The following is a 25603-nucleotide window of genomic DNA, read 5'->3' as shown; positions in this document are numbered from 1 at the left end:
CAAATGATGCCAAGATGTTCATTCGCTGACGTGTGTCTGAATAAATGGACATTTTTTCGCAAGGTTTTGGTCAGCTTTTGGTTTGACCGCGAAAACTGGTGTGGACGTGCGGAAGCTGCGGCGTTCGTTTCCTGACACGATGGTGTTGGGAGGTTTTGCTATGGCGCAGCGCGAACAACACGAACGGGTTAAACGGATGGACCGCTGGGCAGAAAAGCTGCTTGGACACAAGGCGGTGGTGGTGGCGATTTTGGTTGTCATTGCCGCCGCGAGCGGCTTAGCGATGGCAAGTTTTAATAGCCGCTCCAGCGGCGTGTCGTTTGAGCATAGTGATGAGGCGAGCTCCTCGGATGTGCGCGGGGCCGGGGATGCGTCTCCTGATGATGCCGATGAGTCTTCGGCCAAGAGCTCCTCTGCTGCCGAGGTGTACGTCGATGTGGATGGCGCCGTGGTGTCACCCGGTGTATATCGCCTCAAAGATGGAGCACGGGTGTCCCAAGCGATCGATGCCGCCGGAGGGCTTACGGCCGAGGCGGATGTGACAGGGCTTAATCGTGCGTCCAAGATCACAGATGGCCAAAAGATCTATGTTCCGACGGTGGGGGAGCAACAAGCGGCTGGGGCGGTCGACGGGGCCGAAATCGGTGCTGACACGACTCCCGGCGCGGGGTCTTCGTCGGGGCTCGTGAACATCAATACGGCAAGTGCGGCAGAGCTGCAGACGCTTTCTGGTATCGGGCCTTCTATGGCTCAGTCGATTATCGATGAGCGGACAAAGAACGGTGCTTTTGCCTCAGTCGATGACCTGATGCGCGTATCGGGGATTGGTGAGAAGAAGCTCGCCAAAATCAAAGATTGCATTTGCGTATGAGTGCGACCGATCGCGAGCAAGTGATGCCACCACGGCCATTGATGCCGTGGACGATGGCGCTTTGTGCCGGCTTGTGTGTGAGCTGTGGCTTGGTACTTAACATGGCTGCCGATTTGCTGTTGGGAGAGCGGGCAGCGCCCGTCGCGTCGCTTATGGCCATTCCCGTTGCGGCTGCGGCTTGTATCGTATTGGCTCGGTCCTGTATGCGCCTTCTGCGGTGGAGACGATGGCTTTATGTCGCGGGCCTTGGCTTCTTGGCGGGGGCGGTCGTGTCCGCGGGTTGGGCGATCGGGACACTGCGTGCTTCGAGCGCACTGGATAATCGGGCTGCGAGCAGTCTCGAGTTTGTTGTGCACGGCGACCCGTCCATCAGTGACGGTGCGTACTCCTATACCTGCGATGCGTATGCGGGCGAAAAGCGTTTGGGTCAGGTGCGGCTGTCGTGTGATCGCGAGCTCGACGCCGGTTCGCATGTACGTGCTATCGGTCGAATTTCGCGCTTTGAGAACGATGCGTATGGGCGCTCACGCGTGCTTCGAGGCGAGGCGCGCAAGGTTAAAGCCGTTCGGATTGTGTCGGTCGATGAGGGCTCTCCGGAGCCGCTGCTTCGACTGCGAAATGGGCTGCTTGCGTCTATCGCGCCTGCGACCGACCCGGCGCGTGCACTCATAGCCGGTGTCGTCTGCGGTCGTTCGGCCGAGCTGCGCGCCCAGCCGGCGGGCGAATGGTTTTCGGTGACGGGAACTGCGCATCTTATCGCCGTATCGGGCAGCCATTTGGCTATCGTGGGGTTTGTAATCGAGGGTTTATTGCAAAAGACTCGGTGTTCACGTGGTCTTCAACGGGCGATATTGGCGATAACGCTTGTGGGTTACGCTGTCTTTACGGGCGCGTCTCCCTCGGCAGTGCGCGCGTGCTGCATGGTGTTCGCGACGCTTGTCGTAAACGGCGCGGGGCGTCGCCGGCATGGCACATCGGCACTCTTCGTAACCATGTCCATCTTTGTGCTACTGCGGCCGACGGTGCTGTTCGAGATGGGCTTTCAGCTTTCATGTGCCAGCGTCTTTGCCATCCTGTGCTTTTGCCCGTACGTCACCTATGCTTTGGGGGAGCTGGGTGTGCCGACGGGCATTGCCGGCATGCTTTCCGTCACACTGTGCTCGCAACTGGCGACGCTGCCCATCACCATTCCTGCCTTTGGTACGTTCTCGCTCATTGCTCCGTTGGCGAATGCGGTCATCGGTCCGGTGGTGAGTCTGCTGCTCGCTGTGTCGATCGTGCTGGTTCCCTTTTCGCTTGTGGCGCCGTTGCAAGCTTGGGCACTCGTTGTGCCCATGATTGCCGCCCGGTGCGCACTGTTCTTTGAGCAGCTCTTTGCCGCCGTTCCGGGTGCATCCGTGAGCGTGCCGCCCGATAGCATTTGGATTTACCTGGTGCCGTGTTTGCTGGTGGCTCTGCTGGTCTGGTGGCCGCGTCCCCGTGCACGTCCTATGGCGGTAGGGCTTGCGTGCCTGGTGCTCTTGGCTGCGATTCCGTACATCTACTGGGATCGATTCGCTCCGCCTTCGGTGACGGTGCTCGATGTGGGCCAGGCCGATGCGATTCTGGTTCGTCAGGGTGGCGCCGTGGCGCTCGTTGACTGTGGGCTTGATGAGCGCGTGGTGAGCGCGCTGGTTCGCAATAACGTCCACCATATCGACGCCGTCTTCGTGACACATTGGGACGAAGACCACTGGGGTGGTCTTCCCGATGTGCTCGATCAGTTTTCGGTTGGAACCATTGTGGTCGCGGCCGATGCGCTTGACGGCGCGCCTGCTGAGGTCCTGAATCGCCCCGGCGTAGCGTATCGGCAGGTGGCTTGCGGAGATACGGTCGATATCGGCGCGTTTCGGACCCGTGTGATGTGGCCGTTTGACACGGTGGATGGCGAGGGCAATGAGGACTCTCTTGTTTTGCTGCTCTCCTATGCTCAGGAAGGCAAGAGCCTGCGTGTGCTTCTCACGGGTGATGCCGAGCTCGATCAGGAGCGCGAGTTTGTACAGGAGGTGGGTTATATCGATGTGCTTAAGCTGGGGCATCACGGCTCAAAAGTTTCCGTCGACATAGACCTACTGGAGACGCTTAAGCCCGAGCTCTCTATCGCGAGTGCGGGTGAGGGCAACCGCTACGGCCATCCATCCGATGCCTGCATCGATGCGGTTCGCGATGTGGGCGGCGCGTTCGCATGCACCATCGAACAAGGAGACATTACCGTTTCGCCGACCGCGAAGGGCTTTGACATGCGATGCCAGCGGCCGTGATGACATCGTTGGCGCGCGGTGTGCCCCTGGGCTAAAATGGCACGGTACGAATTCGAGAGTCTGCGAGAGGGGAGCGCAATGTCCGAAACCGGTCTGCTGCCGGCATATCTGATCGTCGGTACCGACGGAGTCAAACGCGACCACGCCGTCTCGCGTATGAAAGCTCGCTTGGAAAAGTCGGGTATGGTTGAGTTCAACCTCGATGAACGCGACATGACGAAAGACCCCGATATCGAGTCGATCATCGGCTCGCTCAACACCTTTCCCATGGGCAGCGAGTTTCGCCTGGTAATCCTTGACGGCTGCTCCAAGCTTGCTAAAGCGGTCTCCGAGCCGCTTGTCGAGTATCTGACGAGTCCAAGCCCCACGACGGTTTGCCTTATCATCGCCGATTCGCTCGCCAAGAACACGCGCCTGTATAAGGCAATCGCTAAGATCGACAAGAAGGCTATCGTCGATTGCTCGGGTACCAAGCGTTGGGAACTGCCGCGCCGCGTTCAGCAGATGGCGACGCAGCACGGTAAGTCCATCTCGACGGCTGCTGCCGAGGAGCTCGTCTCGCGTTCGGGAGAAAACACGCGCATGCTCGATAACGACCTGGCAAAGCTCGCCCAGATGGTCGAGTCGCCCCAGATTGAACTTGCCGATGTTGAGCGCTGGATTGTACGTACGGCCGAGATCCAACCCTGGGACTTCCTCAACGCCGTCTCGGCTCGCGATATGCGGCGTTCGCTCGAGCTCTTTAAGCTCCTGCCCTCCAAGAGCTACGTGTGGACTTACACATTGCTGTGCGGTCGCATTCGCGAGCTTATCGTCGCCAAGGCGCTCGACGCGCGTGGGCAGGGTCGCGAGCTGGCCGCAACGCTCAAGCTCCAGTCCTGGCAGGTCAAGAATCACCTTACCTGGGCGCGTCGTTTTTCGATGACCGAGCTTGTCGCAGCGCTCGAGGGTGCCGTTGATGTGGAGCTCGCGCTCAAGGGTTCGGCCGATTCTCAGACGGCGCTTTTGCTCTGGATTACGAACATCTTGAGAAAATCGTGATGATACCTGCCTATTTGACAAATTCGTTCTATCCCTTTGAGAGGGAGCGTGCTATAGTAGGCGCTTGCATGACCTCACCGTGTCTCAGAGGTGTCATACATTTTTTGCAAGGAACTCGAAAGGAACTCCAGAAGTGGCAAACATCAAGTCTCAGAAGAAGCGTATCCGCACCAATGAGGCAGCTCGCATGCGTAACAAGGCTGTCAAGTCCGAGCTCAAGACGCTGACCAAGCACGTCCAGTCCGCCGTCGCCGAGGGCGACGCCGAGAAGGCCCAGGCTGCCCTCAAGACCGTCACCAAGCGTCTCGACATGGCTGCCGCCAAGCATGTTATCCACAAGAACCAGGCTTCCAACCGCAAGTCCGGTCTTGCCAAGCTCGTGAACAGCATCAACGCCTAAGTTGTAAATTTCACACCACACAGATTACGCGCATAAATGGAGCCTGTTTTATGGAACAGGCTCCATTTTTTGTATCGCTCGGGTAAGATAGTCCGCATGAATACTTCAATTGACATTTCCCACATCCGCAACTTCTCAATCGTTGCGCACATCGACCATGGCAAGTCCACGATCAGCGATCGCATCCTCGAGCTCACCCATACCGTCGACGAACGCGACATGGAGTCGCAGCTGCTCGACACCATGGATATCGAGCGCGAGCGCGGCATCACGATCAAGTCCAATGCCGTTCGCGTGTCCTATGACGCCGACGATGGCGAGACGTATCAGTTCAATCTGATCGATACGCCGGGCCACGTTGACTTTACCTATGAGGTCTCGCGCTCGCTGGCAGCCTGTGAGGGCGCGGTGCTCGTTGTCGACGCCACGCAGGGCGTCGAGGCGCAGACTGTCTCCAACGCGACGCTCGCCATGAACGCCAATCTGGACATTGTGCCGGCCATCAACAAGATCGACCTGCCCTCTGCCCATCCCGATGAGGTTAAGACCGAGATCGAGGATGACCTGGCGATTCCCGCCGATGATGCCGTGTGTGTCTCGGGCAAGACCGGCGAGGGCATCCATGATCTGCTGGAGTCCATTGTCTTTTTGATCTCTCCGCCCAAGGGCGATGCGAACGCGCCGCTCAAGGCACTCATTCTGGATTCGTACTTCGACGAGTATCGTGGCGTCGTCGCCACGGTGCGCGTCTTTGACGGCTCCATCAAAAAGGGCGATACCCTGCGCATGATGCAGGCAGAGGGCGACTTTTTGGTCGACGGCGTGGGTGTCAAGCGTCCTGCCGAGACCCCGGTTGACGCGCTGACGGTTGGCGAGGTCGGCTATGTGGTCACGGGCCTGAAGGACCCCGAGGCCGTTCGCGTGGGCGACACCCTTACCTGGGCGTCGAACCCCTGCCCCGAGCCGCTTCCGGGTTACCGCGAGGCCAAGCCCATGGTCTATACGGGCCTGTTCCCAATCGATAACAAGGACTACGAGAACCTGCGTGACGCGCTCGATAAGCTGCACGTTAACGACCCATCGTTGGTGTGGGAGCCCGAGACCTCGGTGGCGCTCGGCTTTGGCTTCCGCGTGGGCTTCTTGGGCCTGCTACACATGGAAGTCGTCAAGGAACGCCTGGAGCGCGAATTCAACCTGGACCTCATTGCCACGAGCCCCTCGGTCGACTATCACGTCTACAAGACCGACGGCGAGATGATCGATGTCCGCAGTCCGCAGGACCTTCCCGAGGCCACACGCATCGATCGTATCGAGGAACCCTACCTCAAGGCAAAGATCATCTGCCCGCCTGAGTACACGGGTGCCGTCATGCAGCTCGCCATCGAGCACCGCGGCGTCACAACCGACATGATCCACCTGACGAGCAAATCGGTCGAGATGCGCTTCGATATGCCGCTCGCCGAGCTCATCTTGGACTTCTTCGATCAGCTCAAGAGCCGTACCAAGGGTTATGCCTCGCTCGACTACGAGTTCAACGAGTACCGTCCCTCCGAGCTCGTTAAGCTCGATATCTTGCTTTCGGGCGATGAGGTGGACGCGCTGTCGTTTATCGTCCACAAGGACAAGGCCTATGGCCTGGCCCGTGGCCTGTGCGACAAGCTTAAGGAGATCATCCCGCGTCAGCTGTTCGAGGTGCCCATCCAGGGTGCTATCGGCAACAAGATTATTGCCCGCTCCACCGTCAAGGCGCGTCGCAAGGACGTACTTGCCAAGTGCTACGGCGGCGATATCTCGCGTAAGCGCAAGCTGCTCGAGAAGCAGAAAGAGGGCAAGAAGCGCATGAAGGCCATCGGATCGGTCGAGGTCCCGCAGGAGGCCTTTATGGCGATCCTCAAGGTGGACGAGTAGGTCTATGGTGCTTTCTGAATACAGCAAGCGGCTGCTGGGCGCCTATGCCGAGCAGCCGTTCCTTATGGCTCCCATGGCGGGTGTGACCGACCCTGCCTACCGCATCATGTGCCGCCGCCGCGGTGCCAACCTTGCCTACAGCGAGATGGTGAGCGTGGCAGGCCTTGCCTATGCCAGCAACAAAACGTGGCGCCTGGTGCTGCCGGCCGACGAGGAGCAGCAGATTTGCGTGCAGCTCTTTGGCTCCAAGCCCGATCAATTTGCGAGTGCCGTCGCCGCCGTCGAGGAGCGCGTTGGCGATCGCCTGTCGCTCATCGATATCAATATGGCATGTCCCGCCCGCAAGGTTGTTACCAAGGGCGAGGGCTCGGCGCTCATGCGCACGCCCGACCTGGCGGAGAAGATCGTCGAGGCGACGGTGGGCGCGGCGCACGTGCCCGTGACCGTCAAGATTCGCAAGGGCTTTTATGCTGAGGACCGTAATGCCGCGACGTTTGCCCAGATGCTCGAAGGCGCCGGTGCCGCCGCGGTGGCGGTGCATGGCCGCTGCGCCACGCAGCTCTATACGGGCCAGGCCGATTGGTCGGTCGTCGATGAGGTTGCCGACGCCGTTGAGATTCCCGTGATCGGTTCGGGCGATGTGTTCTCGGCTGAGGATGCGGCGGAGCGTCTGCGCAGCTCCGACGCCCGTGCCGTGTTTATCGCGCGCGGTATCTATGGCAATCCTTGGGTGTTCGGCGATGCTCGCGCCCTTGCGTTCGACGCCACGCCGGTGCCGTCTCGCACCTCGGTCGAGCGTCTGGATGCCCTGCGCGAGCACCTGACGCTTACGCACGAGCTGTTGCCGCTCATGTCGCGTGCCCGTACGTACGCAAGCTGGTATCTCAAGGGCATGCCCCATGCTGCCGCCTGGCGCGCCCAGGTGGTGCGCTGCTCCACATACGAGGAGTTCATGGCGTTGGTCGATGATATCGAGCGCGATGTGGTGGCCTGCGAGGCCGCACTTGCAGCTGGCGAGTCGGTGCCCGCCCATCCGCTGGAGGCCTAAGGGTGGCCGTTACCGCACTGTATGTGCACGTACCGTTTTGCGCTCAAAAATGCCGCTATTGCGACTTTGACTCGCGCAGCTTTGCCCCGTGCGACCTGGACGCTGCGCTCAATGCCTATTTTGAGCAGTTGTATGCGCGGCTCGATGCCTTTGGCAACGCTGGGGCACTCAGGCAGATCCGCACAGTCTACGTAGGCGGCGGCACGCCGTCGCTGGCAGGGGAGCGCCTGGTAGAACTTGCCCGTCGTATCTCCATGTGGTGCAAGCCCGTTGAGTTTACCTGCGAGGCCAATCCCGAGTCGCTGACTGCTGAGCTCGCCACCGCGCTTGCCGAGGCGGGCGTCACGCGCATCTCTCTGGGCGTGCAAACCCTCGACAATACCGAGCTGGCTGCTATTGGCCGCATTCACGATGCTAATCGGGCACTTGCGGCTATCGCGACGGTGAAGGACGCTGGCCTCGATGTGTCGTGCGACCTGATGTGCGGCCTTCCCGGGCAGACGGCCGCAAGCTGGCGGAGCACGCTCGATGGCGTGCTGGCGGCGGCGCCGCATCATGTATCGGTGTACCCGCTCACGCTCGAGGAGGGGACGCCCCTTTATCGCATGGCGTGCCGCGACGAGTCGCTTGAGCCTGATGAGGATTTTCAGGCCGCATGCATGGACGTGGCACGCGAGCTCCTGGGTGCGGCCGGTTATCACCCCTATGAGGTGGCAAGCTATGCGCTCGACGGCCATGAGTGCGCCCATAACATTGCCTACTGGACCGGACGGGGCTACCTGGGCCTGGGTCGTTCTGCCGCGGGTATGCTCGATGCCGAGGATTTCGACCGTCTTGCAGGTTTGTTCCCCGGCGTGTCTGCTCGAGGCGATGCGTACCGTGTGCGTCTGGTGCAACGCGACGATGACGCGACGGCGTTCGAGGCCGAATATCTGTCGCAGCGCGAGGCTGTCGCCGAAGACTTGATGCTCGCTTGTCGCATGACGCGCGGTGTTGCGTCCGACCTGTTGGCTCGTGCAGCTTGCGTCATCCCAACGGGCGAGCTGGCAGCTGCCTGCGATCGTGCGCTCGAATTGGATCTTGCCACTTGGGTGCCCGAGACGCTCTGGGGTCATGAGGGACCCTTCACTACGGCAGATGTCGTCGCGGGCCATGTTCGAGCTCGTCTGGCGCCGACCCATCTGGGCTGGCTCGATGGAAATGTTCTGTTCGAGCTGTTTTGGGATCTAGCTTAGGCCGCTCGGGTAGAATTACCGGAATATATACGCTGCTGTGAGCAGGAGGTTGCCGCGCATGGCGACGATGAACGAAAAAGATTACTACGAGATTCTGGGTGTCTCCAAGGACGCCACCTCGCGTGATATTCAAAAGGCCTTCCAGCAAAAGGCCCGTAAGCTCCATCCGGACGTCAACAAAGAACCGGATGCCGAGGAAAAGTTTAAAGAGGTTTCCGAGGCCTACGCCGTGCTTTCGGATGAGCAAAAACGTGCGCGCTACGACGCCATGCGATCTGGCAATCCCTTTGCCGGTGCTCCTACGGCTTCGCCCTATGGTGGCGGCTACGCCGGCAGCACGGGCTATGGCAATCCCTTTGAGGGCGGCTTTCCCTTTGGTGGCGCCTGGGGCCAGCAGCGTCGCGGGCAGGCTGCCTACAATCCCGAGAACGGCGCCAACGTGGTCGTCGATATCAAGCTCGACGCCAAGGAGGCCAAGAGCGGTGCCCACAAGACCGTTCGATATACCCGCTTTGACACCTGCGGGCATTGTGGCGGATCGGGCTCCGTTTCTTCAGAGCATGCCCACACCTGTCCGAGCTGCGGTGGCCGCGGCCACATCGACGTCGACCTGTCCTTCCTGTTTGGTGCGGGCACGTTCCAGTCGGTCTGCCCCGAGTGCGGCGGTTCCGGTAAGGTCGTGGCCGACCCCTGCCCCGATTGCGGTGGCAGCGGGCGAACCCGTGTGACCTCCGAGCAGACGATTGAGTTTCCTGCCGGCACGCACGATGGCGACGAGGTCCGCATTAGCGGCATGGGCCACGCAGGCACTAACGGTGCCGCGGGCGGCGACCTGGTCGGCCGCGCCCATGTTGAGGCCGAGCGCTTGGAAGGCAAAGCTCGTACTGGCTTTTACCTGATGGGCATTGTGGCGCCGTTTTTGGTGCTGTCGGCCATCTCGGGCGTGTTCTCGGCCTTTGCCATGATGTGCTTTATTCCGTTTGCCATGGGCCTGTTCATGGTGCTCTCGGACGGCGTGCTTCATCGCAGCCTGCTGTGGTGGAAACGCGGCGCGATGCAGTTTGCCAACGGTTTTGCCAACGGCTTCATGTTCGCACTCGTGTCGGTTTGGTTTGCGAGCTGCTCGCAGCGTGCCATGCTTTCGCCGTACGGAATGTACTAACATCAAACCCTCTGTTTGCGGCCGCCCCAGCTTGGGTATAGGACGCACTGTGACAATAATGAAAGTCGGAAGGATTCGGTCGTGTCGGAAAATAGGGATTACTACGAGGTACTTGGCGTCGAAAAGGATGCCGACGCGCGGACGATTAAGCGCGCGTTTCTAAAGAAGGCCCGTACCGTACACCCGGACGTTTCGGACGACCCCGAGGCCGAGGCCAAGTTCAAAGAGCTCAACGAGGCATATTCCGTTCTTTCCGATGAGCAGAAGCGTGCAAACTACGACCGCTACGGCACCGCGGACGGCCCTGGTGGTTCGGGCTATGTCGACATCAACGATATCTTTGGTGGCATGGGTATGGACGACCTCTTCTCGTCGTTCTTTGGCGGTGGCGCCGGCGGTGGCGCCCGCAGCCGTCGTGAGCGTCGTCGCGGACGTGACATGGCCATCTCGCTTTCGGTGACGCTCGAGGAGGCGGCGCTCGGCTGCAAAAAGACGATCAGCTATGATCGCCTTGCTCCTTGCGAGGACTGCAACGGTACCGGTAGGGCCGAGGGTGCACAGGAAAAGCAGTGCAGCCGTTGCCACGGCACGGGCTATGTCACGACGGTCCAGCGTTCGTTCTTGGGCCAGGTCCAGTCCTCTTCGCCTTGCCCCGACTGCCACGGCGAGGGCACGGTCATCGATCATCCCTGCGAGACCTGCGATGGTCAGGGCCGCACGCCTTCCCACGAAAAGATCGACATCGATATTCCCGCCGGCGTTTCGACCGGCCGCCAGCTGCGCGTGAGCGGCTTTGGCGAGGCCGGCCTTCGCGGCGAGCCCTCGGGCGACCTGATCGTCAACGTTCGCGTCGCCGACCACGAGCGCTTTAAGCGCAACGGCGACGACCTGTACCTCGTGAGCGATATCTCGATTGCGCAGGCGGCTCTCGGCTGCGAGATCGAGGTCGAGGGCATTATGCCTGACGAGGTCGTTAAGGTCACGGTCCCCGCCGGCACGCAGTACGGCGACACCGTGAGCGTCGGTAACTTCGGCATGCCCCGCATTGGCGGTGGCGGCTCGCGTGGCCGCCTGGTCGTTCAGCTGCGCGTGCTCGTTCCCACGAGCCTTTCGGCCAAGCAGCGCGACCTGCTCGAGGCCTTCGCCGCCGAGTCCGGCGACGACGTCGCTCCCGGCAAGAAATCGGTTACCGATCGCATCAAGAGTGCCCTCGACGACATCCTCGATTAAGGAGCCCGCGTGCTCGCACCCCATATCTCTGTTGTCAACCTCGGCTGCCGCGTCAACCGGGTTGAGTCTGACCGTATCACTGCCGATCTTATGCGCCTGGGCTTTGCTATTGTGGAGCCCCAGGATGCCGATCTGATCGTAATCAATACCTGTGCCGTGACGGGCGAGGCCGAGGCTAAGACCCGCAAGGCCGTCCGTCATGCGCTGGCCCATCCAAACGAGCCTTATGTGCTCGTGACCGGTTGCGTGGTCAATTTGCATCCCGAGGAGCTGTTGGAGCTCTCGGATCGCGTGATCGCCGAGCCGTCCAAGATTGATGTCGCCGAACGTGTCTGCGAGGTGCTGGGCGTTGAGTCCGATAGCGTTCCCGCCTGCAGCGATGGCGAGGTGGTCGATGCGCTCGGTCGCTCTCGCCTGGGCGTGAAGATCCAGGACGGCTGCAACCATCGCTGCACCTATTGCATTGTGTGGAAGGCGCGCGGCCCCGAGCGCTCCGTGCCCGTCGAGTCCGTGCTTGAACAAGTTCGCGAGGCCCAGGAGGCCGGCGTGCCCGAGGTGGTGCTGACCGGTGTGAACCTGGGTGCCTACGATGGCAAGAGCGCGACCGACGAGCATGTCGAAATCGATGAGCTGCTCGAGGCCATCATGGAGCGCACGACTATTGCGCATGTGCGCATTTCCTCGGTCGAGCCCATGGATATCTCTGAGCGCCTGCTTAAGGTTATGGCGCGCTATCCGCAGCGTATCGCCCCGTTTTTGCACCTGCCCGTGCAGTCCGGCTGTACGGCGACCCTGCATCGCATGGGTCGTCCCTATAGCGCGGAGGCCTTTGAGGACACGGTGCGTATGATTCGCGCCAACTTGCCCCAGGCGTCTCTTTCGTGCGATGTCATCGTCGGTTTTCCTGGTGAGACGGACGAGGAGTTCGAGGAGTCGCTGGCGCTGTGCCGCCGTGTGGGTTTCTCGCGTATGCACGTGTTCCGCTACAGCAAGCGTCCCGGTACCCTTGCTGCCGACATGCCCGACCAGGTGCCGCCCGAGGTTATGGCCGAGCGCAGCCGTCGTATGCGAGATACGGCGCAGGAGCTCGCTATTGCCGATGCTCGTCGTCGCGTGGGCACTGTCGAGCGCGCCGTGCTCGAGTATGGTGACAACCTGACGCTCGGCTCGTTCCATCATGCCCGTCTTGACGATACCTGTGGACTTACAGCCCCGTGCCTGCTCGATGTTGCTATCATCGAAGTCGATGATTCCGGCTTGGTCCATGCGCGCAGGGAGGTTCATGGAAGCCTCGAAGATTAGACTTACCGTTCCCGAGGGGATTGATCCCTCGCGCGTTTTGGGCGCCGGCGACGGCGTCCTTCGTGCGCTCGAGAGCTTGGTTCGCGCCCACGTGGTCGCCCGTGGCGACAGTATCGCCGTGAGCGGTGACCCGGATGAGGTCGAGCTCGTGGTGCGCTTTTTTGAGCATGCTTTTCGCGAGGCGGCTGCCGGACGCACGCTGTCTGCCGACGATGTCTCGCGTTGCTTGGCTGTCCTGCGCGATGGAGAGCATGATGCCTCGTCGCTGCGCGATGACGTGCTGCTGTCGTATCGCGGCCGCGTTATTCGTCCCAAGACGCTCGGCCAAAAACGCTATGTCGACGCCATCCGCTCGCATACCATCACGTTTGGCCTGGGTCCCGCCGGTACCGGTAAGACCTATCTGGCCATGGCGCTTGCCGTTGCCGCGCTCAAGCGTCACGAGGTGGGTCGCCTAATCTTGACGCGCCCGGTTGTCGAGGCGGGGGAGAACCTGGGCTTTTTGCCCGGTACCCTCGAGGAAAAGATCGATCCGTACATGCGCCCGCTCTACGACGCCCTTTTTGACATGATGGATCGCGAGCGCACCGATGAGCTTATGGAACGTGGCGTGATCGAGATCGCCCCGCTCGCCTACATGCGCGGCCGTACGCTGAGCGATGCGTTCGTGGTGCTCGATGAGGCACAAAACACGACGCCCGAGCAGATGAAGATGTTCCTGACGCGCCTGGGCTTCAACTCCAAGTTCGTGATTACCGGCGACTTGAGTCAGCGCGACCTGGTGGGTCGTCGTGGCGGCTTGGCGGATGTCGAGAAGATTTTGGGCCGTGTCGACGATGTGGCATTTTCTCACCTCGAGCGTGCCGACGTGGTGCGTCATGCCCTGGTGGGTCGTATCGTCGAGGCATATGATGCTTATGATGACGTGCGTGAGCAGCGTTCGCGCGACCGAAAGGAGTCCCGTTGAGTGTATTGATCAGCAACGATGCCGAGCTCGATATGCTGCTCGACGCGCAAGAGGTGGAGCACATCTGCGAGGTCGTGCTTGCCGCCGAGGGCGTTGAGCGTGAAGTTGAGATTTCCCTTTCGTATGTCGACGAGGACGAGATGCACGAGCTCAACCACGAGTGGCGCGGTATCGACCGCACCACCGATGTGCTCTCGTTTGAGTGCGATTCGGCCTTTGACGATGACATTCCCGCCGATGAGACGCTCGAGCTCGGCGATATTATCTTGGCCCCGCAGGTTATTGCCCGTCAGGCCCCCGGTTTTGGCAATAGTCCCGCTGATGAGTGCCGTCTGATGCTCGTACACGGAATGCTGCACCTGCTGGGCTATGACCACATCGAGGACGACGAGGCCGAGGTCATGGAGGCCCGCGAGGACGCCATCCTGCGCGATCTGGCGCTCGAGCGCGGCGAGGACCCCAAGCTAGTCCACGTCGGCCCCATCACCAACCATGCCCACGACTAGGAGCCGTCTATGATTCCCGGATCGAACAAGGACCATCCGTCCTTTTTAAAGTCGTTCTCCTACGCCATGGAGGGCTTCGTCAGCGCCGTCAAGACCGAGCGCAACATTAAGGTTATGCTCGTAGCGGGCGTGTGCACCGTCATTGCCGGCTGCATCGTGGGGCTCGACATTGCCGAGTGGGCCACGATTATCATCTGTTGTGGCCTGGTGATTCACGGCGAGCTGTGCAACACCGCTATGGAGGCTATCGTCGACCTAGCGACCCAGGAGCTCCATCCGCTGGCCAAGCGTGCGAAGGACATCGCCGCCGCCTCGGTATACGTTCTTTCCATCACCGCCGCGATTGTGGGCGTGCTGGTATTTGCCCACGCGCTCGGCTTTATTTAGAAAGGGATTCCCATGTCCGACAATATGCAGTCTACCGATGAGATTTTGGACGACGAGTCCCCGGATGCTAAGGCGACCGAGGCCTATGAGGAAGTCGAGGAGTTCGACCCGTTTGAGGGCATGAGCGACGAGGAGCTCGACGCCCTGTGCGATGAGGACGACAGCCTCGCGGGCTTTGGCGACGTTGAGCCCGGTTTCCGCAGTGGCTTCGTGGCCTTGGTCGGCCGCCCCAACGCCGGTAAGTCAACGCTGCTCAACGCCTGCTATGGCAAAAAGGTCGCCATCACCTCGCCGGTGGCCCAGACGACCCGCCGCCGCATGCGCGCCGTCGTCAACCGCCCCGGCTACCAGCTGGTCTTTGTCGATACCCCGGGTATCCACAAGCCCAAGGACGGTCTAGGGTCCGAGCTGAACAAGAGCGCGCTGTTCGAGCTGAACGATGTCGATGTTGTCGCGTTTTTGATTGATGCCACCAAACCGATCGGCAGGGGAGACGCCTGGGTTGCCGAGCGTGTCAAGAATGCCCGTTCCAAGAAGGTCCTGGTGCTCACCAAGGCCGATGAAGCCGACCCCGCACAGGTCATGGAGCAGCTTAAGGCCGCCCACGAGCTTATGGAATATGACGACGAGATCGTGACGTCGTCGGTCAAGAACTTTAACGTCGATGCCTTCATCGAGACCGTTGCGCACTTTTTGCCCGAGGGTCCGCGTTGGTTCCCCGAGGACATGGGTACCGACGCTTCCGACGAGACGCTCGTTGCCGAGTTTGTGCGCGAAAAGGTCTTGCGCCGCACCCGTGATGAGATTCCGCACTCCGTTGGCGTTATTTGCGATGCGCTCGAGCAGACCAAGAAGGTGCTGCGTGTGCACGCCACCATTTATGTCGAGCGTGAGGGCCAAAAGGGCATCATCATCGGCAAGGGCGGCGAGATGATCAAGCATATCGGTATCGACGCCCGTCGCGATCTTGAGCGCATCTTTGGCACGCAGGTCTTTTTGGAGTTGGACGTGAAGGTCAAGGCCGGTTGGCGCGACGACGAGGCTCAGATTCGCCGTTTTGGCTACAACGCCGAGGATTAGGGACACGCGGCGCGTATGGCAGGTTCTCGTACATATCGCACGAAAGTGCTCGTGCTCGATAAGACGAAGCTCAAAGAGACGGACCTGATCCTGACGATGCTTGACGAGCGGGGTCGGCAGGTTCGTGCCGTGGCAAAGGGCGCCCGCAAACCCGGCGGACGCCTGGCTGCGCGCTGCGAGATGTTCTGTACCGTTGATCTGCTGCTTGCGCATGGACGGTCGCTCGACGTGGTTTCTCAGGCCGAGCTTTTGGAAGCGCCGGTTGGCGCCGCGCCCGATTACGAGACGACCTGCGCCGCAAGCGCGATTGCCGAGGTCGCGCGCGTGTGCTCATTCGAGGACGCCGAGGACCCGTTTACCTTTGCCATCACGCAGCGGGCGCTCACGCTTGTCGGCTGTGGGCTCGACTCGGCACATATGGACCTGCTCGTGGCGGCCTTTGTCTTTAAACTTCTGTCGCACGTGGGCTATCGACCCGATTTTTCGGCCTGCGTGCTGTGCGGAGACCCCATGCTGTCGTACTTTTCGCCCCAGGCGGGCGGGCTCATGTGCGGTTCGTGCGCGTCGAGCGTTCCGGGTGCCGAGCTGGTTTCGACCGGTGAGGTCGAGTGGCTGCGCGCCCTCATGTCCATGACCTTCGATGCACTCATGGTCGAGCGAATCGACCCGCATACGGCGGCGTTCTTGCTCGGGCTTTCGCATGTGTGGGCTGCGACGCACACCGACCAGCGCCTCCGTGCGATGGAATTCATGTTGGGTCGGTGATGATGCGCATGGGCGGTCTGCTTGTGGTAACATACCGACCTGTTGGTACCTCGACCTTGGATGCTCGCTCCACCGACGGCTTCCCAGTCCGAGGCGAATAGTGTCGCCCGCGGGCGACAAGAAACGAAAGGTGAAACAATGACTGTTTCCAAAGAGCGCAAGGCTGAGCTGACTGCCCAGTTCGGTAACACCCCGGTCGACACCGGCAACCCCAAGGTTCAGGTCGCCATCCTGTCCGAGCGCATCAAGGAGCTGACCGAGCACATGAAGTCCCACCAGAAGGACTTCCACACCCGTCGTGGCCTGCTCATGCTCGTCGGCCGTCGTCGTCGTCTTCTCTCCTACATCAAGAAGAACGACATCGTCGAGTACCGTGAGCTCATCAAGGCTCTGGGCATCCGCGACAACATCCAGTAAGGATTTGTACATGCTAAGAGCGTCCTGCGCAGCGGGGCGCTCTTTTTGTGTAAGGGCGCGAACAATCACGCTCTGAAGCGTGGCGGGGGCAGGGGGCCCGCGTCACATGAGAAGCCCACAGGCAAGGGGCCTGTGGGGTAAAGGAGAACAATGACACTCGTATCCAAGACCTTTGAGCTGTACGGCAAGACCTACACCTTTGAGTCCGGCGAGCTTGCCAAGCAGGCCACCGGCGCCTGCCTGGTCAAGCAGGGCGACACCACGATGCTCGACACCGTGGTTGTCTCCAAGGAGCGCAAGAACTACGACTTCTTCCCGCTGACCGTCGACTTCAACGAGAAGATGTACGCAGCCGGCCGCATCCCGGGTGGTTACCTCAAGCGTGAGGGCCGTCCCAGCGAGAAGGCCACGCTCACCGCGCGCATGATTGACCGTCCGATTCGCCCGAGCTTCCCGGACGGCTTCCGCAACGAGGTGCACATTGTCGCCACCTCGCTCGTCGCCGACCAGGTCAACCCCTTCGACGTCATCAACGTCATGGGTGCCTCCCTGGCCATGACGCTCGGCGGCGTGCCCTTCGAGGGCCCGCTTGCCTGCGTGCGCATCGGCCGCAACGTGGAGACCGGCGAGTTTATCGTCAACCCCACCTATGAGGAGCGCGAGAACTCCGATCTGGACCTGGAGCTGGGTGGCTCCGCCGACTTCATCTCGATGGTCGAGGCCGGCGCCGAGGAGATCTCCGAGGACGACATGCTCGCCGCCATGAAGTTTGGCCAGGAGGCCCTTGCTGCCTTCTGCCAGGCTCAGGACGAGTTTGTCGCCGAGTGGGAGCAGGTCAACGGCGCCATCGTCAAGAAGGAGTACCCGCTCGACCAGCCCGTCGAGGAGGTCCAGGAGCGCATCTTCGCCCACTACGACGAGATGGCAGCCGCCCTTCGCGACGCCGACAAGCTCTCCCGTATCGGCAAGGTCGAGGCTCTGAAGGAGTCCATCCGTGCCGAGTTCACCGAGGAGGAGCAGGCCGCTTGGGAGCGCGAGATCCCCGTGGCGCTCAAGAAGCTCGAGAAGAAGGCTATGCGCACCATGGTCGTCGAGACCGGTGAGCGCGTTGACGGTCGTGCCGCCGATGAGATCCGTCCCATCATGGTGAAGGACAACTACCTGCCGCTCGTTCACGGCTCCGGCCTGTTCCAGCGCGGCCAGACGCAGGTGCTCTCCGTCCTGTCGCTCGGCATGCTCAACGAGGGCCAGCGTCTGGATACCATCGAGCCCACCGAGGGCAAGCGCTACATGCACCACTACAACTTCCCGCCGTTCTGCACCGGCGAGACCGGCCGTATGGGCAGCCCCAAGCGCCGCGAGATCGGCCATGGCAACCTGGCCGAGCGCGCCCTGCTTCCGGTGCTCCCCGACGAGAACGAGTTCCCCTACGCGATCCGCGTCGTCTCCGAGGTCATGGAGTCCAACGGCTCCTCTTCGATGGCTTCGACCTGCGGCTCTACGCTCGCCCTTATGGACGGCGGCGTGCCCATTAAACGCCCGGTCTCCGGTATCGCCATGGGCCTGATCCAGGAGGAGGGCAAGACCGTGGTCCTGTCCGATATCCAGGGTCTCGAGGACTTCCTGGGCGACATGGACTTTAAGGTCACCGGCACCACCGAGGGCATTACCGCTCTGCAGATGGACAATAAGGCCACTGGCCTTACCTTCGACATTCTGGCCCGCGCTCTGCAGCAGGCCAAGGAGGGTCGCGCCTTCATCCTGCAGAAGATGCTCGATGTGATCCCCGAGCCGCGTCATACCACGCGCAGCACCGCTCCGCGCATCGTTTCCATCCAGGTCCCGACCGACAAGATCCGCGACGTTATCGGTTCCGGCGGCAAGGTCATCCGTGGTATCCAGGACGAGACCGGCGCTTCGGTCGACATCCAGGAGGATGGCACCGTCTTTGTCGGCGGCACCGGCGAGTCCGTCGACCAGGCCGTCGAGCGCATCAAGCTCATCATCAAGGTTCCCGAGCCGGGTGAGGAGTACACCGGTCGCGTTGTCTCCATCCAGCCCTTCGGCGCCTTTGTCAACCTGCTGCCCGGTAAGGACGGCCTGCTGCACATCTCCCGCGTTGCCAAGGGCCGCGTGGAGAAGGTCGAGGATGTCCTCAACGTGGGCGACGAGGTCAAGGTCGTCGTCATCGAGGTCGATGATCGCGGCAAGATCTCGCTCGATCGTCTTGACAAGCCTGAGGCTCCGGCTCGCGCCGAGGGTTCCTCCGAGGGCGACGGCGAGCACTTCCAGCGCCGTGAGCGTCCGCGTCGCGAGCGCTCCGAGCGCAGCGACCGTCCGCGCCGTCCCGGCGACAACGGAGGCCGCAAGCCCCGCCGTCACCACGACGCCGAGTAACAGCCGTACATAAGCAGCTCATGCAAGGGCGACTCCTAAGGGGTCGCCCTTTTGTTTGCGCCCGGGAGGGCCGCATATGAAGTTTCCTGCTCTACAGTCCTGCGCAAGACGGAAAGCACATTAAGTGCTTTCCTTTGCGTGCGGAACTCGCGATAAACTTCATATGCGCCCCTCCCGGTCGCAAGCAAAAGGGCTGGTTAGTGCCGCTCGCTATTTAGCTAGACAGTCTATTCAGTAGTCAGATTTCAGATCTGTAGATAGCCGCAGCAGCATCTTCCCAGATAAAACCGACCAAAACAAACCTGTCCCTTTTTGGCAGGTTTCCCGTGGGGCGGGCGCTGATGAAGTTTATCGCGAGTTCCGCACGAACAGGAGGCCACTTAATGTGGCCTCCGTCGTGAGCAGGACTGTAGAGCAGGAAACTTCATCAGCGCCCGCCCCACGGGAAACCGGCGGGATAGACCAGTTCAGATGGGGCTTTGATGCATGGGTGGTCTGTTGTTGTGCAAATGGGTATCATACTGTGGTTATTGCATCGACTCTGCGATGCATATTTGTACGTTCCCGGCGGTCGGTTTGCCAGAAGCGCCCCGTCGGTTGTTCCAGACCCGTTTCGAAGAAAGGAAACCACACTTACCTATGGCAGCTAAAAAATCATCTCCCTTGAAGATCATCCCGCTTGGCGGCCTTGACGGCATCGGCAAGAACATGACGGTCTTCGAGTGCGGCGACGACATGGTGCTCGTCGACGCTGGCCTCATGTTCCCGGATGACTCCCAGCCCGGTATCGACCTGGTGCTTCCCGACTACACCTATGTTCTTGAGAACGAGGAGAAGCTCCGCGGCATCATCGTCACCCACGGCCACGAGGACCACACCGGTTCGCTTCCGTATCTGCTGCAGGACCTCAACAATAAGGTGCCCATCTTCTCGAGCAAGCTGACGCTCGGCTTTATCGAGGGCAAGCTCTCCGAGTTCCGCATCCGCGCACCCAAGTTCCGTGAGGTCAAGGGCGGCAGCCATGTCAACCTCGGCGGCATCTCGCTCGACTTCTTCTCGATGACGCACTCCATCCCCGGCGCTCTGGGCGTGTTCATTCGCACCAACCAGGGCACCGTTATGCACACCGGCGACTTTAAGCTCGACCAGACGCCCATCGACGGCGTCACGCCCGACTATGCCGCTATCAGCCGCTTTGCCAAGCAGGGCATCGACCTGCTGCTTTCCGACTCCACCAATGCCACGGTTCCCGGCTTTACCAAGTCCGAGGCCGAGGTTGGTCCCAACCTGCTGCACGCCATCAAGAACGCCCCGGGTCGCGTGTTCGTCGCATCGTTCTCGAGCCACATCCATCGTTTGCAGCAGATCTGCGATGCCGCCCGCAAGTGCGGCCGTAAGGTCGTTGTGACCGGTCGCTCCATGCTCACGAACACCCGCGTGGCGCGCGAGCTCGGTTATCTCAACATCGATGATGCCGATATCATCGATGCCTTCGATATTGATAACCTGCCTGACGACAAGATCGTCGTCATGTGCACTGGTTCGCAGGGCGAGCCGCTGTCGGCCCTGTCCCGCATGGCCAATGGCGAGCACAAGACGCTCTCCATTCACGAGGGCGATACCGTTATCCTCTCGGCAACTCCTGTTCCCGGCAATGAGAAAGCCGTCCAGCAGGTCGTCAACAGCCTGGCCAAGCTCGGCTGCGACGTGTGGGATAAGAACCGCGCTCTCGTCCACGTCTCCGGTCACGGTAGCCAGGAGGAGCTCAAGCTCCTGATGGCCATGGCCAAGCCCACGTACTTTATGCCGGTTCACGGTGAGGCCGTGCATCTACGCGCCCATGCCCAGCTGGCCCGTAAGATGGGTCTCAAGGACGATCATATCTTTATCCTCGATAACGGCGACACGCTCGAGATGCGCGGCGGTATCGTCAAACGCGGTACGCCCGTCGAGTCCGGCGTCGTCTATGTCGACGGCCTGCGCATCGGCGATACCGACCCCATCGTCCTACGCGATCGCCAGAAGCTCGCCAACGACGGTATGGTCACGGCCGTTGCCATCGTCTCGCTCAAGCACAAGAAGATCGAGGCCATCGAGTTCTCGGGCCGCGGTGTCTCGTTTGCCATCGACGACCAGTTCTCCGAGGATGCCTCCGCATCCATCATGAAGACGATCGAGAAGGGCAAGTTCAGCTTTACCAGCAGCGGCTCCGATGCCATTCGCAAGGCCGTGCGCGATTCGCTCTCCAACTTTATATGGAGCCGTACGCGCACCCGTCCGATGATCATTCCGGTCGTCATGGAGGTTTAGTTTGGCGCGCGGATCTGCACAAAACGCCAAGGGCAATAAAGCCAACAACCAGCCGGCATCTGCTAAGGGTGCCGGTTCCCATCTGCGTGCCAATAAGGGCCACGAGGCCGAGTTCGATGAGTTCGAGCCTCTGGTCGAGCCCTCGGCCAATCGCGATATCGCCGGCGTGGTCATCGCCGTTTTGGCGATTGCGTCCTTCATTGCCGTGATTTCCCCGGCAACGGCGCCCGTGACGGCCGCTGTTGCCGGTTTCTACCACCTGGGCTTTGGTCTGGGCGCCTACGTGCTGCCGATTGTCATCCTGCTGTTTGCCGCCACGCTCTTTTTGGGCGAGGACTCGCCGCTCAACGTCCGTTCGGTCGCTGGCGGTGCCGTGGTCTTTGTGGCCATTGTCTCCATCCTGTCGCTGATGGTGCCGGGCACGAGCGATTCGTGCGACCTCATGTTCACGCCGCAAAACCTTTCCACCTCGGGCGGCTACATTGGCGCCTTTATCGCCAGTGCCTTGCAAAACGCCCTGGGTAAACCCATCGCCATGGTAGTCCTGCTGGGGCTTGTCGTTGTGGGCCTGGTTATCATTGGATTTTCGGTGGGCGGCGTGCTGCGCTCTGCCCGCGATCGCGCTGCCGATTTTGCCGAGCGTCGACGTGCCGATGTCAATGCGAGCCCGTGGGGCGATGAAGAGGCCCTGTCGGTTCCCGGCGTCGCCCGTCCGCACCTGAGCATTCTGCGCCAGAAGGGGACTGACGCCGCGGTGACCACGGTCATGGGTGGCGATGTCGACCCGGTTTTGGATGATGACGAGGACGATGACCCGTTTGTCGACGTATCCGAGTCGGTTGAAGCCGAGCGAGCCAAGACCACGCTGTTGCCGCGCCGCCATGCCAAGAAGGGCAAGGTTGCGCCTAAGCTCAATACGAGTGAACCCGACCCGTCTTGGTCCGATAGCGAGATTGAGCTCACCGAGGGCGATGACGAGGACGATGAGGCTCCGATTGAGACAGCAAAGACAACTTTGCTGCCGCGTCGCCATGCAAAGCGCGGCCAGGTAACCGGCCAGCTTTCGATGGAAGACGACCCCGATAAGATCGACGAGTCCGAGCCGCCGTTTGCCGTGAATCCCGTCTCGGCCGCACCTCAGATTCCCGACTTCCTGAAGCATCCCAAGGTTGCCGATGCGCCTGCCACGAGTGCTATCGAATCGGCTGCGGCTCGTGATGGGGGAGTGGACGACGGCGCCGCAGATAACGAGGGCGAAGAAGAGGACGGCCTCAAGCTTCCGCCGCTCGAAATCCTGCATGCCAACCCGCAGTCGGCTTCCGCCGCGTCTTCGGACAAGGAGCTGGAGCAGACCGCTGAGTCACTGCAATCCACCTTGCTTGAGTTTGGCCGCAGTGCCCGCGTGGTCGGCTGGATCGCCGGCCCCACGGTGACGACCTTTAAACTGCAGCCCGGTGAGGGCGAGCGTGTGAGCAAAATCTCGAGCCTCGAGGACGATATCGCGCTTTCGCTCGCTGCCCAGTCGGTGCGTATCTTTGCCCCGATCCCCGGCACCTCGCTCGTGGGCATCGAGATTCCCAACCGCAAGCGCCAGAACGTCAATCTGGGCGACGTGTTGCCCTATGTGAAGGGCGGTCCGCTCGAGCTCGCCATCGGCCGCGACGCTGAGGGCACGCCGGTTGTCGCCGACCTCGCCAAGATGCCTCACCTGTTGATTGCCGGTACGACCGGTTCTGGTAAGTCGGTGATGATCAATTCCATCATCACGACCTTGCTCATGCGCGCCCTTCCCGAGGACGTTCGCCTGATCATGGTTGACCCCAAGCGCGTCGAGCTTGCGGGCTATAACGGCCTGCCGCATCTCTATGTGCCCGTGGTGACCGAGCCCAAGCAAGCCGCGAGCGCTCTGCAATGGGCCGTGTCCGAGATGGAGCGTCGCCTGAAGGTCTTCGAGCGTCTCAACGTGCGTAAGATCTCGACCTACAATGAAAAGCAGGCCGCCGGCGAGTTTGAGCATTACGACAACCCGCCGCAAAAGATGCCCTACCTGGTCATCATCATCGACGAGCTCTCTGACCTGATGATGGTCGCCGGTAAGGATGTCGAGGCCTCGATCGTGCGTATTGCACAGCTGGGCCGTGCCGCCGGTATTCACCTTATCGTTGCCACGCAGCGCCCCAGCTCCAACGTGGTGACGGGCCTCATCAAGGCCAACATCACCAACCGCATCGCCTTTAACGTCGCCACGGGCATCGACTCGCGCGTCATCATCGACCAGATGGGTGCCGAGAAGCTCACCGGTTTGGGCGACATGTTGTTCTCCAAGGTCGACTGGGGCAAGCCCCGCCGTATCCAGGGCTGCTTTGTCTCGGATGATGAGATCAACGAGATTGTCGAGTTCGTCAAGTCGCAGAGTGAGCCAGACTACCACGAGGAGATCCTGTCTGCCGTGGCGCCCGCTTCCATGTCCATGGCGGGTGGCGGCGGCATTGTCCGCACCGGAGTAGCCGAGCCGCAAGACGATGATCCGCTCATTTGGGAAGCCGCCCATATTGTGGTGGAATCGCAGCTTGGCTCCACATCTGGCCTGCAACGTCGTCTGAAGGTTGGCTATGCGCGTGCCGGGCGTATTATGGACATGCTGGAAGAAAAGGGTGTCGTCGGCCCGCCCGACGGTTCCAAGCCGCGCGAGGTCCTGTTGGACGAGGAGGGGCTTGCCGCGCTGGAATCTGTCGACGCCGAGATGGCACGTGAAGATCGTGAGTTTGGAGGATTCTGATGGCTGCACGCTTTGGTGACATGCTGCTCGAGCAGCGTCGCCGAATGGGCCTTTCCATTCAGCAGGTCGCCAACACCATCAAAATCAGGCCGCAGATCATCGAGTTTTTCGAGACCGGTAACTTTGCTTCGATGCCGCCGCGCGGCTATGCGCAGGGCATGATTTCGAGCTATGCTCGCTTTTTGGGCCTCAATCCACGCGAGGTCGTCAATGCCTACTTTGACGAGCTGATGGCATACGAGCGCGAGACGTCGCAGCGGGGCGGTCGTTTTCAGGACGCCGCCGGCTATGTCAATTCGCGTTCCTCTGTCGATAACGGGCGCTTCCTGATGGTTCAGGGCGGTCGTTCGACCCGCTATGGACAGCGTCCTCAGCAGGCCGGTTATATTACCGAGACGGGTTCGGGCGAGGAGATTCGCTCGCAGCGTGACCGGTTCCGCAGTACGCCGATGCCCGAGGACCGTGCGCTTCCCGCTGCCCGCGGCGTGGCGCGTGACCCTCGTGCCGGCTACGGCGACGGCGGCTATTCTGATCGCGGTCACCGTGGTATCTCCACCGGACGCTCTCGCAGTGGCTATGCGGACGCCGATACCACGCAGGTGACGCCGCGTCTTCGCTCTCAACCACAGCCGTATGGCCAGCGCTCTTCGGCTCCGCGTGCGGGCCAGCGTGGCTATCAAGGCCGCGGTGAACTTGCGCCCCGCTCGGGTCAGTGCAGCCTTCAGGGCCAGGGTGGCTATCGCGGCCGTTCCGACAGCAATCGTGGTCGTATGCCTCAGGGAGGCGGCCGCAGCAGTTCCAGTCGTGGACGCGGCGGTTCCCGTACTCCTCAAAACAACGGTCTCGATCCGCGTATCGTCTACGCCGGCATCGGTGCCGTGGCGTTGCTGCTGATCGTGCTCATCGTGGTACTTCTGCGCGGCTGCGCATCTTCGACGCCCGAGACCACGCCCGAGACGCCCGCTGTTACCAAGACGACGACCAAGAAGTCTTCTAAGAAGACCGAAACGGTCGACGAGGACGAAGACACCGATGAGCCGACTGACGAGTCGACTGATTCGGACGCCGCCAAGACGACGGCCAAGAAGGAAGAGAACGAGGTCACAAAGGTTAAGGTCTCCGTTGCCAAGGGAAAGACCGCGTGGATTGAGGTCAAGGTCGACGGAAAGTCGGTCTATGGCGCCCAGGCGACTGGCCCCTTTGAGCAGGAGTACACGCCCGAGTCCTCGATCGAGATCACCACGTCCAAGCCTTCCGATGTCACCGTTACCAAGAACGGCGAAAAGGTCCGTTACGATACCAAGACCTCGGGCGTGGCGCGTGTGACGATCACCGTTCCCAAGAAGGAGACGACTGATTCCGAGAATGGTGAAAGTTCTGATGGTGCCGACACCACCGACGGCACCGATGCCCAGTCCACGGATGGCGCCGATACCGCAACTGACGGCCAGACGCCCACCGATTCTACCGACTATTCGTACGATAGCTATTAAGCCGC

The 25603-nt window shown here is 61.1% G+C and carries 20 protein-coding genes; all 20 read left to right on the top strand.

What is annotated here, in order from left to right:
* Positions 1-160 precede the first annotated feature (160 nt).
* Entirely contained in the window at positions 161-871 is a 711-nt protein-coding gene (locus CHY22_RS07965) for a ComEA family DNA-binding protein (RefSeq protein ID WP_158551188.1), read from the top strand.
* A 269-nt stretch (positions 872-1140) separates the two neighbouring features.
* A complete protein-coding gene (locus CHY22_RS07960; RefSeq protein WP_158551189.1) occupies positions 1141-3171 on the top strand; it encodes a DNA internalization-related competence protein ComEC/Rec2 in 2031 nt (676 codons plus the stop codon).
* 78 nt (positions 3172-3249) lie between these two features.
* Positions 3250-4212: a DNA polymerase III subunit delta gene (gene holA, locus CHY22_RS07955; protein ID WP_089573392.1), complete on the top strand. Its 963-nt coding sequence runs from the start codon at positions 3250-3252 to the stop codon at positions 4210-4212.
* A 133-nt stretch (positions 4213-4345) separates the two neighbouring features.
* Positions 4346-4612, top strand: a complete 267-nt coding sequence (gene rpsT, locus CHY22_RS07950) for a 30S ribosomal protein S20 (RefSeq protein WP_022094714.1) — start codon at positions 4346-4348, stop codon at positions 4610-4612.
* A 96-nt stretch (positions 4613-4708) separates the two neighbouring features.
* Positions 4709-6520 carry a translation elongation factor 4 gene (lepA, locus tag CHY22_RS07945; protein WP_089573391.1) on the top strand — a complete coding sequence of 604 codons (1812 nt, stop codon included), beginning with the start codon at positions 4709-4711 and terminating at the stop codon, positions 6518-6520.
* Positions 6521-6524: 4 nt separating this feature from the next.
* Complete coding sequence (dusB, locus tag CHY22_RS07940) at positions 6525-7568, top strand: tRNA dihydrouridine synthase DusB (RefSeq protein WP_089573390.1); 1044 nt, start codon at positions 6525-6527, stop codon at positions 7566-7568.
* 2 nt (positions 7569-7570) lie between these two features.
* On the top strand, positions 7571-8803 hold the full coding sequence (gene hemW, locus CHY22_RS07935) for a radical SAM family heme chaperone HemW (protein ID WP_089573389.1): 1233 nt from the start codon (positions 7571-7573) through the stop codon (positions 8801-8803).
* Between the two features lie 58 nt (positions 8804-8861).
* Positions 8862-9965, top strand: coding sequence for a DnaJ domain-containing protein (locus CHY22_RS07930; RefSeq protein ID WP_199408765.1), 1104 nt, complete (start codon positions 8862-8864; stop codon positions 9963-9965).
* An 81-nt stretch (positions 9966-10046) separates the two neighbouring features.
* A complete protein-coding gene (gene dnaJ, locus CHY22_RS07925) occupies positions 10047-11195 on the top strand; it encodes a molecular chaperone DnaJ (RefSeq protein ID WP_089573388.1) in 1149 nt (382 codons plus the stop codon).
* Between the two features lie 9 nt (positions 11196-11204).
* Positions 11205-12497 (top strand): MiaB/RimO family radical SAM methylthiotransferase, encoded by a 1293-nt coding sequence (locus tag CHY22_RS07920; RefSeq protein WP_089573387.1) that lies wholly within the window; start codon positions 11205-11207, stop codon positions 12495-12497.
* Positions 12478-13464, top strand: a complete 987-nt coding sequence (locus tag CHY22_RS07915; RefSeq protein WP_089573386.1) for a PhoH family protein — start codon at positions 12478-12480, stop codon at positions 13462-13464. Before CHY22_RS07920 ends, CHY22_RS07915 begins: the two co-directional genes overlap by 20 nt.
* A complete protein-coding gene (gene ybeY, locus CHY22_RS07910; protein ID WP_089573385.1) occupies positions 13461-13970 on the top strand; it encodes an rRNA maturation RNase YbeY in 510 nt (169 codons plus the stop codon). Before CHY22_RS07915 ends, ybeY begins: the two co-directional genes overlap by 4 nt.
* Positions 13971-13979: 9 nt before the next feature.
* Positions 13980-14357: a diacylglycerol kinase family protein gene (locus CHY22_RS07905; protein WP_089573384.1), complete on the top strand. Its 378-nt coding sequence runs from the start codon at positions 13980-13982 to the stop codon at positions 14355-14357.
* Positions 14358-14369: 12 nt separating this feature from the next.
* Positions 14370-15437 (top strand): GTPase Era, encoded by a 1068-nt coding sequence (gene era / locus CHY22_RS07900; protein ID WP_187362360.1) that lies wholly within the window; start codon positions 14370-14372, stop codon positions 15435-15437.
* A gap of 15 nt (positions 15438-15452) precedes the next feature.
* Positions 15453-16202 carry a DNA repair protein RecO gene (recO, locus tag CHY22_RS07895; protein ID WP_089573383.1) on the top strand — a complete coding sequence of 250 codons (750 nt, stop codon included), beginning with the start codon at positions 15453-15455 and terminating at the stop codon, positions 16200-16202.
* Between the two features lie 138 nt (positions 16203-16340).
* Complete coding sequence (gene rpsO / locus CHY22_RS07890; RefSeq protein WP_035138510.1) at positions 16341-16619, top strand: 30S ribosomal protein S15; 279 nt, start codon at positions 16341-16343, stop codon at positions 16617-16619.
* A 150-nt stretch (positions 16620-16769) separates the two neighbouring features.
* Positions 16770-19016 carry a polyribonucleotide nucleotidyltransferase gene (locus CHY22_RS07885; RefSeq protein WP_089573382.1) on the top strand — a complete coding sequence of 749 codons (2247 nt, stop codon included), beginning with the start codon at positions 16770-16772 and terminating at the stop codon, positions 19014-19016.
* A 639-nt stretch (positions 19017-19655) separates the two neighbouring features.
* Positions 19656-21326, top strand: coding sequence for a ribonuclease J (locus tag CHY22_RS07880; protein WP_089573381.1), 1671 nt, complete (start codon positions 19656-19658; stop codon positions 21324-21326).
* A gap of 1 nt (position 21327) precedes the next feature.
* On the top strand, positions 21328-24105 hold the full coding sequence (locus CHY22_RS07875; RefSeq protein WP_233502848.1) for a DNA translocase FtsK: 2778 nt from the start codon (positions 21328-21330) through the stop codon (positions 24103-24105).
* The gene (locus tag CHY22_RS07870; protein ID WP_089573380.1) at positions 24105-25598 is read left to right on the top strand and encodes a helix-turn-helix transcriptional regulator; all 1494 of its coding nucleotides are present in this window, start codon (positions 24105-24107) and stop codon (positions 25596-25598) included. The genes CHY22_RS07875 and CHY22_RS07870 overlap by 1 nt, the downstream gene beginning before the upstream one ends.
* Positions 25599-25603: the final 5 nt, after the last annotated feature.

Source organism: Collinsella sp. TF06-26, from assembly GCF_002232035.1.
Lineage (GTDB): Bacteria > Actinomycetota > Coriobacteriia > Coriobacteriales > Coriobacteriaceae > Collinsella.
This window is presented reverse-complemented; position numbering and strand designations above follow the sequence as displayed.